This is a genomic window from Shewanella sp. Isolate8 (assembly GCF_022398495.1).
GTDB lineage: Bacteria > Pseudomonadota > Gammaproteobacteria > Enterobacterales > Shewanellaceae > Shewanella > Shewanella aquimarina.
The window spans coordinates 347371-360276 of the sequence record NZ_JAKEVI010000003.1 but is presented as its reverse complement, the minus strand read 5'-3'; the positions used below and the strand labels follow the sequence as shown (position 1 = coordinate 360276).

The 12906-nt window shown below is 51.8% G+C and carries 10 protein-coding genes; 1 reads left to right on the top strand and 9 read right to left on the bottom strand.

Annotation, left to right across the window (positions count from 1 at the left end; translation table 11 throughout):
• Nucleotides 1-65 precede the first annotated feature (65 nt).
• Complete coding sequence (locus L1D43_RS14070; protein WP_239852556.1) at nt 66-776, top strand: transporter substrate-binding domain-containing protein; 711 nt, start codon at nt 66-68, stop codon at nt 774-776.
• Here L1D43_RS14070 and fetB read toward each other — a convergent pair.
• The 9 genes from fetB to L1D43_RS14025 all read right to left on the bottom strand — a co-directional run bounded on the left by fetB (nt 773) and on the right by L1D43_RS14025 (nt 12861).
• A complete protein-coding gene (gene fetB, locus L1D43_RS14065) occupies nt 773-1579 on the bottom strand; it encodes an iron export ABC transporter permease subunit FetB (RefSeq protein WP_239852555.1) in 807 nt (268 codons plus the stop codon). The genes L1D43_RS14070 and fetB overlap by 4 nt on opposite strands.
• A 15-nt stretch (nt 1580-1594) precedes the next feature.
• Complete coding sequence (gene zapE / locus L1D43_RS14060) at nt 1595-2731, bottom strand: cell division protein ZapE (protein WP_239852554.1); 1137 nt, start codon at nt 2729-2731, stop codon at nt 1595-1597.
• Between the two features lie 85 nt (nt 2732-2816).
• Entirely contained in the window at nt 2817-4262 is a 1446-nt protein-coding gene (locus L1D43_RS14055) for an OmpA family protein (protein ID WP_239852553.1), read from the bottom strand.
• Between the two features lie 70 nt (nt 4263-4332).
• Nucleotides 4333-5727, bottom strand: a complete 1395-nt coding sequence (locus tag L1D43_RS14050) for a hypothetical protein (protein WP_239852552.1) — start codon at nt 5725-5727, stop codon at nt 4333-4335.
• A gap of 98 nt (nt 5728-5825) precedes the next feature.
• Nucleotides 5826-6227, bottom strand: coding sequence for a hypothetical protein (locus tag L1D43_RS14045; RefSeq protein ID WP_041508426.1), 402 nt, complete (start codon nt 6225-6227; stop codon nt 5826-5828).
• A 235-nt stretch (nt 6228-6462) separates the two neighbouring features.
• Nucleotides 6463-7158 (bottom strand): hypothetical protein, encoded by a 696-nt coding sequence (locus L1D43_RS14040; protein WP_239852550.1) that lies wholly within the window; start codon nt 7156-7158, stop codon nt 6463-6465.
• 136 nt (nt 7159-7294) lie between these two features.
• Entirely contained in the window at nt 7295-7765 is a 471-nt protein-coding gene (locus L1D43_RS14035; protein WP_239852549.1) for a hypothetical protein, read from the bottom strand.
• 29 nt (nt 7766-7794) lie between these two features.
• A complete protein-coding gene (locus tag L1D43_RS14030; RefSeq protein WP_239852548.1) occupies nt 7795-8472 on the bottom strand; it encodes a hypothetical protein in 678 nt (225 codons plus the stop codon).
• Between the two features lie 183 nt (nt 8473-8655).
• Nucleotides 8656-12861, bottom strand: a complete 4206-nt coding sequence (locus L1D43_RS14025) for an IPT/TIG domain-containing protein (protein ID WP_239852546.1) — start codon at nt 12859-12861, stop codon at nt 8656-8658.
• Between the last annotated feature and the right edge of the window lie 45 nt (nt 12862-12906).

Sequence of the window (12906 nt, the reverse complement as noted above, 5' to 3'; positions counted from 1 at the left end):
ATGTGGCGGTATGTCGGGCGTTGATCTTAGCCCTTGTGGCATTTTTTAGCTGCAATGGCTCGCTATTGGCCTTAGATAAGCTGTCACAGCTTAGCTATTTCACCGAGTCTTACCCGCCCTATAACTACCGCGAGTCAAACCAACTCAAGGGGATCGCGGTGGATCTGTTGAATGCCGCGGCTCACCGGGTCGACGGTCAGTTCGATCTCCGCCGTATTCAGCTGGTGCCCTGGGCCAGGGGCTATAAGCTGACCCGCACCGGCAGAAATACCGTGCTCTTCTCCACCACTCGCACTCCCTATCGCGAGACGCTGTTCGACTGGGTTGGCCCCATCTCGGCGACTCGGGTGGTTATCTTTGCCCGCACCGATCGCGGCATCAAGATTACCGACGAGGATCAGCTCAATGGCTACACCATAGGGGTGATCGCCCAGGATATCGGTGAGCAGGCCCTGCTGGCCGCCGGCGTAGCGCGTGAGCAGTTGCGTCGTGCCCATGAGGCAACTTCTCTGGTGCATATGCTCAGACGGGAGAGGGTGGATCTCTGGGCCTACGAGGAGGCGGTGGGGCGCTACCTGATGAAAGGCGAGGGCGTGGATATCGACGAATTTGAGGTGGTCTTTACCCTCAAGGTGAGCGAGCTCTACTATGCCTTTAGCCGTGACAGCGACCCCGAAATGCGCCACCGTCTGCAGCAGGGGATAGACAAGGTGAAGGCCACCATAGAGGCCAATGGCAAGACCCAATACGAGAACATACTGGCCAAGTATCGCTAGGCGTGTTTTGCGGCTGAATCGATCTGTTTTATCAGCAACTTACCACTTTTGTTCAGGCATTGGCGTACCGCCAGGCTGAGGGCGATTGCTACGCTTAGGCTTAACATCACCAAGATGGCCAGCATGATAACCACCTGATATTTCACCGCTATCAAGGGATCGCTACCGCCGAGGATCTGCCCCGTCATCATACCCGGCAGGGTCACCAGTCCCATGGTGCTCATGGCGGCTATGCTGGGGGCCATGGCTTGTTGCAGGGCGCTCTGCACGAAAGGAAGTGCCGCCTGCCAGGGTGTTGCACCCAGGGCGAGCCGGCCCTGATATGTCTCCTGTTGTTCGTCGAAGGCATTAAACAGCCGCTGTAGCGCCAATATGTTACCCGACAGGCTGTTACCCAGTAACATGCCCGCCAGGGGGATAAGATATTGTGCCTGATAGACAGGAATAGGCTGTAGCAGGGCGAGCAGGAGTAGCGCCAGCAGGGGCAATAGGCTGATGCTGAGACTAAATAGTAGGGGCAGTAGTAATCTTGCCTTTGGGAGTTTGGCACCGCCTAAGATGGCGCTGGCCCCCACAATTAGCATGACAAACAGCCAGAGCAGATTGATCCAAAGGCTCTCCAGGTTGAACAGAAATTTGAGATAGATACCCACCAAGATGAGCTGCAGCGTCATGCGGGCGGCGGCCAGCAGCATGGTCTTACCCAGCTTGAGACGAAACAGCTGGCTGATCCCCAGAGGCACAAGCAGCACCAGCATGAAGAGTGCCAGCGGCAGCCAGCCGATATCCAGACTTGCCTGCATCTGAGTCTCCATGGGTTAGGCCCCGCCCGGAGAGTGGCTTGCGGTCAGATATTGGCGCGACTGCATCTCGACGAGGCGACTGATGGTGCGTTTGAACTCGAAGGCCAGGGCGCCCGGTGTATAGAGTTGTTCCAGCGGCAAGCTGGCCTCGAGGTAGAGTTTGACGCCCTGATCGTAGAGCTCATCCACCAGGGCGATAAAGCGCCTGGCCGGATCGTCATTTGGGGCGTAGTTGAGTTGGCGGTCGCCTGCGGCCACAGCGGCGGCGCCATCTTCTGTGCCTCTGGCGCGGATCCAGCTGCGGGGCGTGCCCCCAAGTGGCGGCACGTCGCTCAGTAGCAGGGTATCGAACTGGCTGGCGATGGCGATATAGTCGAGCTGTGAGCGCGCGCCGCCGCAAATGGCGTCGAAGTCGAGCCATAGGGTCGATGTGCCGCGGCGAATAACGGTGATTTCACGGCCTAATATGGTCAGGGGCGAAGTGCTCACATCGCCGGGTTCCAGCTCATCGAAGCGCCTGTCAAACTCCCCCTGTTCCGGCTCAAAATAGGTCTGCACCCTATCGAGATGGTGCAGACGATGGTCCATGCCGCCATCCAGATGCAGGGCCTGGGTGTGGGCCTCAAGCAGGGCGATACAAGGCAGAAATCTGTCTCTTGCCAGTCCATTCTCATACAGGCGGTCGATGGGAGTGTTGGAGGTGGCGACCAGGGTGAGCCCCTGCTGAAGCAGGGCCTCAAACAGGCCGGACAGTATCATGGCATCGCCGATGTCGCTGACGAAGAACTCATCGAAGCAGATGACGCGACACTCCTGGCGTAGCCGGGTGGCGATGCGTTTGAGGGGATCTCGATGACCTTTCTCGGCATTGAGCTCCCGGTGGATCCTGGCCATGAAGCGGTGAAAATGCAGCCTGAGGGCCATTCCCTGGGGCAGGCTCTGACAGAAGAGGTCCATCAACATGGTCTTGCCACGACCGACATCGCCCCAGAGATAGAGCCCGCGAATGGATTCCTGATCTTTGGGGCTCTGCCTATGCAAGGCCAGGTATAGGGCTTCTAGCGCCATGATGGCGCTATGCTGAGCGGGATCGTCGACAAACTTCTCCTGGGCGATTTGTTGTTTGAAGCCATGGAGGGGAGAGCGCGACATGAGAGGACCCAGAAAGTGAATGGCTGGTTATTATATCAAGAAGATATTAATTAAACAGCGCCCACAGGGGGCGCCGTTTGATGGACTATTGCAGGTCTGATCTCAGTACCAGCTCGACGCGGCGATTGCGCTTTCTGCCTGCCTCGTTCTGGTTGTTGGCCACAGGCACATATTCCCCCACGCCCATGGGGCTAAGCTGGGCCTTGTCTATGCCGTGGGATTGGGTGAGGGTGGCGACTACCGCCTTGGCGCGCTGCTCCGATAGTCCCTTGTTGTAACCCTGTTTGCCCTGATCGTCCGTGTGGCCCACCACATAGAAGCGCTGCTTAGGGTGGCGCTTAAGATAGGTGGCCAGGGTGGTGATCACTTCCTCTGCCTCGGGCAGCATCTGATCGCTGTCGAACTTGAACAACAGGCCGTCCAGCGCCACATGGCCTTGCTGGGCGATCTTATCCTTGAGCCCCTCGAGATCTATGACCACTCTGTCGTCGACGAGTTTGGTTTCTTCTACCACCTTTATCTCGCTCCATAGGCCGCCGCTAAAACCTGTGATAAAGACCATGGCGTGCACAGCGCCTTCGGGGCGATCGAGTCGATATAGGCTGTAATATTGGTTTTCATCGAAACCTATGCTGATCAGGGTCTTGATGCGACGTTCGATGAGATCTGTCTTACCACAGGCTAAGCCCTGACAGTTAAAGCCGCGCACAAAGCCAAGCTTTTCCAGCGCCGCCTTATAGTTAGCATCGACCTCAAACTCCGAGTAGCCCCTTGGGAGTTTATAGCCGATGTCGGTGACCTTGCCCTCTAGGGTCTTGATCTTATGTTGGCCCTGTTCGACACCGTCAAATACCAAGGTCTGGGCATAGCCCTGCTGCTGATATTTTTGGATGAAGGCACCGGGAAGCCTGGCTATCATCGGATGGTCCTTCGAGCCCTGGGTATCCTTGTTGCCTCTGTCCTTAAACTCGCTCTGACTGACTTCGCTTGTCAGGTAGGCCTGGTTGGTGGCAAGCAGATCCAGCGGCTCGTCAATTACCTCGACGATATCCAGCTGCAGGCCGGCGCCCTTGTGCCAATTAGCGCCATAGACGGAAAGATATAGCTGTTTCTTGGCAAGCGGTAGCTTGGCGGTTAGCAGCGCGGGAGTCTTCTTGGGAATGTCGCTGAGCGGCGCTATCCGTTTTGAGAGTTTGTGGTCATCGCCACAGGCTTGCTCCTGGCACTCGAACAGTATTGTGCCGCCGAGTTTTTCGATCTGTGCCTTATAGTTGTTGACGGCGTGGGAGGCCAGATAGCTGCTTGGCAACTTGTAATTGACTCGTTTCAGCTGACCGGCAACCGTCTGCGTCTGGTAGGTGTTTTTGTTGACGCCAATCACCAGGTCGAAGGGAGTGTAGTGGCGATCTTCTTGCTTATAAAGTTTACCTTCCGGCAGTGGCTGAAAGGGGAGGTCATTGGCCAGGGCCAGGTCGCTGAGGCCTAAGCCGCCAAATAAGGCGAGTGTGCAGGCGAGAGTTTGGGGTTTCATCTTAATTCCCTTTAAGTTTTTGAAAAGTCTACTTTATCAATATCTATTCTGTGCATATTACGGGCCCCACTTAAGGCGCGGGGCAATCTGTCATTATGGTGAGCCCCAGCATAGATGCCTGGCGCTGCATGAGATCGGCCATGGCCTGTGGCGATAGGTCTTTGTAGAGCAAGGCAACATTTGGCTGATTTGCGAGCGGCTTCAAGGCCTCGCAGCGGGTCGGCGACATGATGGCGATCGACTCGGCTTGGGTACTTGCCAGAGCCTGCCAGTCTTGGCTATCGACCTCGCTGAAGCTAAGGTTGCCCTTAAGCGCCTTGAGGTCGCCAAAGGTGATGATCTGACTCTGCTCTATGCTCAGCATGCTGAGATGGTTAAGGCTTGCCAGCGCCGATAGGTCGGCCAGCACGCCGCCCTGTAGGCTCAGGATCTCCAGGTTAGATAGCTTGCTCAGCCGCTTTAGGCTGACGGAGGTGCTGGAAAGGCGGCAGCTCAACACAGTAAGCGCCTGGGTCGATGTCAGCCCCAGTTGCGAGACCTGCTGTGCGATACAGGCATCGAGCGCCTCGTCTTGCTGGTTAAGCTTGTCACTGTTGGCAGACTTTGAGCCAGAAGTGGCTGGGCCTGCCGCATTATATTCGGTGCGGATCGCAGCCGCGCTCTCAATATCAGTCCCGTTAAGGTCTGGTGCGTTAATGCTTGATTCAGCCGGGCTAATTTCGATAGGGCTAGATTCTGAATGCGCTAGCCCTTCAGGCTCGGGTGCCGATAGGTTGGCCGACTCGACTATTTCGGGTAGCCGCTCGGCCATGAGGCCTTCGAGCCTTATGATATCTTGGGCGGCTTCTGGCATGGCCTGGGTGACAAAGCAGAGTTTGCTGGTCTCCAGCAGGTTGACCAGCACGGCCGCTCTGCTCTGACCGATATTTATCGCCATCAGGGCCGCGTAGGCATCTCCCTGATCTTGAGCCTGATTCTGGGAGCTGATTAGGCCTTGCAGTTGATTGAGATAGTCTTGTACCTCGTCTCTGGTCTGTTGAAATTGTTCGAGTCGTTTGGGCTGATAACAGCTGGAGTTCTTATCGATTCGGGCGAGGAAGGCGCGATAGCGAGGCAGATACTCGTTGGTCAGGGTTAACATCTTACCCGCCGTGAGCGCCATCTCACCGATTAAGGTGTCTTGCAGCAGCGGCCTGGCGTCCTGATATTGGTCAAGCTTGTTCGAGAAGCTCTCCATCTGCTGGCTGTGTCTGCGACTCAACTGATGGGCGCGTTCGTTCAGCGGTATCGTTTCCCGTTGAAACTGTTTGATGGCATCTCTGTCGGAGTCTGCGCTGGTATCGGCAGAGGCCAGACCGCTAGTTGAAACTAAGCTAAGCGCCGAGGTCAGCACCAGTGGGCGCAGTACCTTGCCGCTGAAATTGGAGATGCTTTTGGGGAGTCTAAGGGCTTGATCAAATAACACGACTTAGCCTTATCAGATGGCGAGCGTTGAGGGAGCGTCAATCTTGCGATTGAGCCGCCTTGGCATAGACAATCCTGCCTATGCCATGGCGATCAGCTTTAGAAGTAGAGGTTGTCTACTAGCTTTTCGTTGACATAGAGCTCGCACTTATCGGCTGTGCTGCTCTTAGAAGATTGCACTATGCCTGCGATGGCGCCGAAGGCACCGCCCTGATTACCCAGTACAGAGCCGAAGTAGCAGTGGCTTCGTACGGCAAAGTCTTTGTAGTTAGCCTTAAGGTTTTGGGTTGGGGTGTAAGGGGCGAATCGGCCCTGCATGATTGGGTCGCCGTTGACGCTGAGGATCAAGATGTTCTTCTTGTCGTGGTAGCTGCCGTTAAACTTGAGCATGGTGCCATCGACTTCGACGGTTTTCTCCAGTGCCATGCGTGGGCCGGGATCTGAGGCGCAGGCGGTTAACAACAGGGCTAGGGATAGAGCTGAGAGTGAAGCAATTTTCATCGAGTTAGTCCTTTAGATGAATGGAAAATTCGTCCTGTGTGATTGCATGCTAATTTGAGCGAAAGTCGTCCCAATATGCTGTATTCACAATCACTTAAAATAAGCCTTTAGGTCTATTCGTAGCGATCCTATCGCAAAATATCGACCGGAAACATTATTCTTTCGGGTGTATTTTGGCGGTTTAATCGGCAAAAAAATCATCGTTATGCATCGCCTAAGCGCTTTCAGCGTCAAGTTAAGGGCTGATGAAAATCATCCATAGGTTCAGTAGCAAGACACTCGCCCCCAGGGCGAGGAGAAAGCTAACCAGTCGCTCCTTGGGGGGCTTAGTTTCCTGCATAACGATAGGGTAATCGAAGAAGATGGCCAGATAGAGCAGGCTTCTGAGGGGATAGGCCATGCTGGATAAACGGTAGCTTTTCCCCTGTTTCAGCCTGATGACGAGGCTATGGGCGCGCTTACGTTCTTTTTGATTGCTGTTGTGGTAGCTGTGCCAGTCGAACCGCAGCTGGGCTATCTCTTCTCGGCCTATGCTTTGCGACGACCCAGAGTTGCTGCTGAGAAAGGGGGGCAAGGTGATGCCAGATTGGCTTATGATGATCTGCTGATTTGCCTGACTATCGGTTTCTATCCCCAGGTGCGCCTTGACTTGGCGTTTACGGATAATGGCGTAAACCAGCAGGCCTATTATGGTCAATATCGGGAAGCGTAAAAAATCGAACCTGGGGTCGACAGAAGGAATGAACAGTGCCAATAGGATGAAGGGGAGCAGACTGGTGGCGAGCAGGAACTCTTTCTTAAGCGGCAGGGCAAAGAAGTTAAACGAGATCGGGAGCTTCTTCTCGCTCTGCTTGTCGAGGCCAAGGTATTGGCTCAAGAAGACGGTATCGAACCATTTTAGATTTTCCAGCAGGTGATCGAGTGAGTTCATCGCGTTTGAAAGTCCTTTTTCTTCCCATTTATGTTGAGCATCAATGCTCAGATTGCCGCGTAATAGATCAAAAAGGGCAATCAAGTTGCCCAAGAAGATGCTGAGAATGTCTCAGATAATAGGTGTTAATTCAAGGCTATAGCCGTAATGAGCGGAAATACCAGCTGTCACCTATGCGTAGGTATTTGCAAGCAGTTAGATGACCACCGCCAAGTTCATTGCTCATATCTATCTCTACTTCCCTGGCCTCGGAGGCACCGAGTCGCTCCTTCTCTATTTGAGCTACCTTGGCTGATTCTATCGAACGTATAGTGATGGAGGTGGGTTTATCTTGATAGGTCTCTATGTAATTCCCATGTCTGTCGGCGAGCTGTTTCCTCAAGGTCTTCTCACCGAAGATGCCTAGCCAGGGCTCGGGAAACTCGGCAATATAGGCGTCGAAGTCCTCAGCAGCGTAGATATCCAGCATCTTAATGCAGCGCTGAGCCAAGGGGTCATGACTGTAATCCTGCTCGGTTGAGGCCTGGAGATCGGTTGATATTAGCGTTCCCGCTAATGTTCCCGCTATGGTTCCAAGTAATGCTATTGCCGTCCATGGTTTGTTCATCCGGTTTGCTCCTTGTTAAGTTGATGGGCTTACAGAAAATACTCTTTAAACAGCAAGCCAGTTACCGCCACAAGCGCAACGATAGGAAAGGCGACAAACAGGCTACGAGCGACGATGGCCAAAGAGTGTCGACGTTTTTGCGTTGCGATGGGGTAGTCGAAATAGACTAGCAGGTAGAGTAGCGGCTTAATCGGGAAGTAGAGGCTCTTCAAACAGATTGATTTACCCGATTGCAGCATGATGACGAGTTCGCTGACATCATAGGTGGTGCGCAGGTCGCGTGTGCTGGGCCAATAACGCACGTCTATCTGCTTTATGTCTCGTCGTTGAATTTCCACAGGGCCCGCTTTGATATCGATAAGGCGACTGCCGGGAATACAGAGCCTTTCGGCGTTAATCTGGCAAACATGGTTTTTCGCCAGGCCATAAATACCATTGATAAACAGTTTCTTGAGAAGCAGATAACTTATGATGGCGCCGATATTTAGCATCAGCCAGGCCTCTGGAAGCATAAGGCTAGGATTGATAAAGGGCAGAATGGCCAAAGTCAGTGGGCCAATGAAAAAGAGTATTTCTAACGGGAAGGGCAACGGATAGAGCAGCCTGGATGAATTTAGGCGTATGTCGCTATCTCGGCTTAGATGATTTTTTCCCTTGAAATCAGTGGTGCCGAACCAAGGGGTGTCGTCAAGGGCTAGCTTTTCCATGCTTATCGGGTTCCTTTTATGCCAAGTGAGCCTGTGAATGCCGCTATTTGAGTAAATAAATCATGTCGTGACTGTCGCCTTGTGGAGCGCCGCGGTAGCTAGCCAAAGTTATCAATACCGCGAGTGGTTTTAACATTTTTTTATCCCTGATAAAAAAATGGCCCCTAGGGGCCATTTTGTCCTTTATTGGTTGGCCTTGGGACACTCTGTTGGTGTCTCGGCTGCCATATTGGCATACTCGGGTTGCAATATCATTGGCTGTATCTGTGCTTTTAACGAAGCCGATTGCCCTGAGCTGTCAGCGCCGCTGGCGATGGTGACTTTATAGGTCTTATGTGTATTTGGACATAAGTCTCTACCCGTTAACGCATCACCGCTGACATTGACAACATCACCAGCAAATTCAATGTAGTAGGTGGCAATGCCGTCGTCGGCGCGAATACCTGTTAACTGGACAGTATGTTCACCTTCCTCAAGTGAGACGTTTAGTGGGCCCACCTTGCGTTGAGGTTGGTTGTTGTCATACATCACCTTGTTATTGACCGATAATTTAAACACATCGTCGTTAAAGTTACCATTGTCACCAAAGGTGATCAGTAGCTGGCTTGGTCCAACGAATGGGTATTGATTACTCAATATATTGGCGACCTCCACGGTGATATACCCAGTCACCGCACCATTAGGCACGATAATCACTAGGGTATCTGTGGTGGCAGACTTTACCGCAGCTCTAATACGTTCCCCATTCGCACCGCTAAAGGTGACGATATTGCCCATTGGTTGTTTACTAAAACCAATGCCACTTATCTCTAACTCTGTGCCGGGAGAAGCCTTGTTAGGCGTTATGTTAGTGATCGTGAGATCTGTGCCGATAAGAATTTCATAAGGTACCTCGGCCACCTCATCTCTGTGGTGAACCTCAACCTTTAAGGGGCCTACAGCATTCTCGATTTGGCTTATGTCATTAAGGTCAAAGGTCAGTTCAGTGCCCAGTTTATTGACGCTTACGAAACTGGTGTCGAGCTGCTTCTCACCCTTGCCCAGATCGAAGACTTTCACTTCTGGTTTGGTATCACCAAATACCCCTTTAACGACGGCCATGCCACTTCCGACTAGGGTAAATCGTTTAGTTTCTTGGGTCTTCTCAATGGCTCTTGGCGTGATATCTGAGGCCTTTAGTCCCCAGGTAACGATATAGTCGAGCTTGGTCGGCACATCGACCAGATCGTCTATGGTTTTGGCCATATCGACCATAGAGTCCGCAAGCTTACTGGCTTCATATACCGAGGTAATAGTCCCCCAGCCGGGAATAAATTTTTGGGCGACCTTTTGCAGCATTTTGTTGATGAAGTATTTCTCGTCAACCTCTAATGCAGTCAGAAGTGCCATGGTGACTGGGCCGTAGGAGGCACGATTGGTTGGATCTGAGATCACCGCCTTGATCTCTTTGCTGTATAACTCCTTCCCTAGATTAGCCGCAAGGGTCTGCCAGTCGTCAAAACTTGGCTTATCCTTGGCCATTAGTTTGTCGATCTCTGTGCTGATGGCTGGCAGGTATTGATAAACGGCTTTGACGATTGCCAGGGCTGTTGCCTGTTTCTTGTATTTGCTGTCGTTGAGGTCTATGCCCGCCGCATCGAATAATATGGAGTAAAACCGAATGACGACATTATCTATGATGGTCCTGATCGCCAACATCTTACGGGCATCTTGAGCTCGCTTATCGTAGGCCTCTTGCCCCCTGAAGCTGAATGGGCTGGGGCCGAAAATGCCATCAACGCCAGGTGTGATGATCTGGTATAGGCAATCTGTATAGACGCACTTGTCGATAAGGGAATCACTCGACCAGAGCGAAATGCCTAACCAGGTACCAGATTGCGGCCCCATCATGCCCGAATCCCAAGGGGTAGTGATATGGTCGGCAATCGGTTTGTTGAGAGAGGCTAGATCTGTTTTTATCTCTCCTGTTTTGGAATCGATAGGATAGATTCTGGCGCTTAGGTAGAGCTGACTGCGATTTCTAATTTCAACACAGCCATCGGCATTTAATACTTGGTACCACTTGGGATCGACCCCTTCGCCACAGTTATTCATTATCTCTGTACTGTTTTCGGCGAAGGTTGTGGCCGCCATCGACATGTCGAAGGCTTGCCAAGTGCCATTGGTCTCTGGATAGGAGACTATGCTGGGTTCAATAGCGGATAGTGCCTGGTTGGTACTCGAGCCTGCGGCATCGTTATCTAGAGGGGTAAACCTAGCCTTGGATGGCGATAACGAGGATTTTAGCAAACCCTTTGAGGCCAGCTCTTCCTTGATTTTCGACTCAAACCGGTTGAGGAGATCGTAAGCCTCAGCTTTTCTCGCCTTATAGCCGAAGAAGCTCGAATCTTTGGCTAGTGCCGCTTTGGCCTCTGCGAGGTAAGCTTGGTATGCCTGTGTTGTCTGCACTATTTGCATGAATTTCTCTGTGCCGACACCTTTTGCCTCATAGTAATAGTTCATATGAAGTACCAAGCTTGCCAAGGCTGTTGATTCGAAGCTCAATGAGATACTGTCTTGGTTCATGGAATAGACTGTACTCAGGTAGGCTTCGAGTTGGCCGTCGGCACCCTGGGTATAAGAGAAGATGACTTCCGCCTCACTCCCCATTTTCTCCAATTCGAAGCTATTACCATTAAGCGCCTTGGCCATCTCGGGATAGATCCCCCCTATCGCAGCTAAAGGTTTGGCTGAAGGTTCGAGGACGTTAACGGCTATCTCTTGTGTGATGATGAAGGTGATGGGGTTACTCTGTCCGTGAGCATTGCTGACAGAGTAGCTACCACCACTCAATGTCTCTGGCACTGTGGTTCTAACAGTGTTTTCATCGACGAACTGGGCATTGACAGGTTGGTTGTTGAAGAAAACGCTGGTGTCTTCATCAAAGTTGTCACCACTAAGTGTTATCTGTTGGCCTGGTTTGAGGCTTCTAGGGTTAGAACTCATGAGTAGTGGCAGTTCAGCGTCGCCAATTTCAATTGGAAATGGGTCAGATTTATTTGTGCCGATAACAATCGAGAGCGCGCCCTTACCCATATCCTGGGGAAGTAAAAACCTTAGGTGGCTTCTTTGCGATGCGTGTTCGACCTGCTTTGGAAATAGGTTGTAAATTCTGCCATTTATGTTCACCACTAACAGGGTGTTTTCAGACGCACTAGACACTCCTTCGACGGTGAGTTCGAACTCATCCCCGGCTCTGAGATAGTTTTTGATCTTATTCTGCTGGAAGAGGGTGTGCAGAGATTCGATAAAGAGATCGCCTGGCTTGGTCCAGGAGACAATATTGGCCGGGATTAAACGTTGAGCGTCATTCTTGTCGAAGATATCGTCGTTGTCGTCGTCGTTATCTAAGTGATCAATGAATTTATCGTTATCCGTGTTAGTGGGATCATTGCTGTTGCCGCTTTCTAGTTGATCATCAATACCGTTACCGTCGGCATCGCGCTCAAGGAAGTTGGGGGCGCCGTCGTTGTCCAAATCTTCCATGCCTTCGATGGAATCGTTGAAACTATCGCCGTCTGAGTCGGTATCTAACCAATTGGGAATGCCGTCCCTGTCTGTATCTAGTCCTAGACTCTCCAAGGCCATACTGAATTCGATACCGTCAATGATTTTGTCTTTATCTTGATCATTTTCATTGATATCTGCGCCTAAGGCGGGCTCTTTCGTATCGTCGAATCCGTCGATATCCTGATCGTTAAACATAGTCACTTGATAGGTGAGGTCGCTACCGCCAGCATAGTTCTCATCTATGATACTGAGCTGATAAGTACCTGGTGTATAGACGGGAAAGTTCACTACATAGGTATTTGCTCGCGTGTATCGATATAGTTGAATGTCATTAATAACCAAACCATTGGCATCTGAAACATAAACCTGAGGTTTAAACCTTGCCGAAGGTGAAGTGAAATAGGCTGTGTAAGATTGTGGCTCATCGACATGGAATTTAAACAGGTCGCCTTTATCAAACTCTGAGTCAATGACACCTTGTACCCTGACGCCGAGATCGATTTCGATTGGGGTGGCTACCGCAGGATTGTCATTTGGCTCTTGTTCTACAAACAGAGGATAAGCATGCTTGCTGGCATCAAACGGATAATCATCCAATTCATCCACCACGCCATCGCCATCTTCATCCTTGTTCTCCCAGGTGCCTACCTGAGGAGGATCGCTTGGATCTGTGGGATCCGTTGGTTCTGTGGGGTCGACAGGATCGACGGGATCCGTCGGTATCTCAGCGTTTGGGCCTTCTCCCTCTTCGAGTTCGCCGTTACAACCCGTTATTGCCAGGGTTGAGCTAAGCATGAGTGCCAGCCAATGTTGCTTGGTCAGGCGAGACGTGTATTTCATCTTATATATCCCTATGATTTTACAAGGTCCAGATTGTCTGTTTGG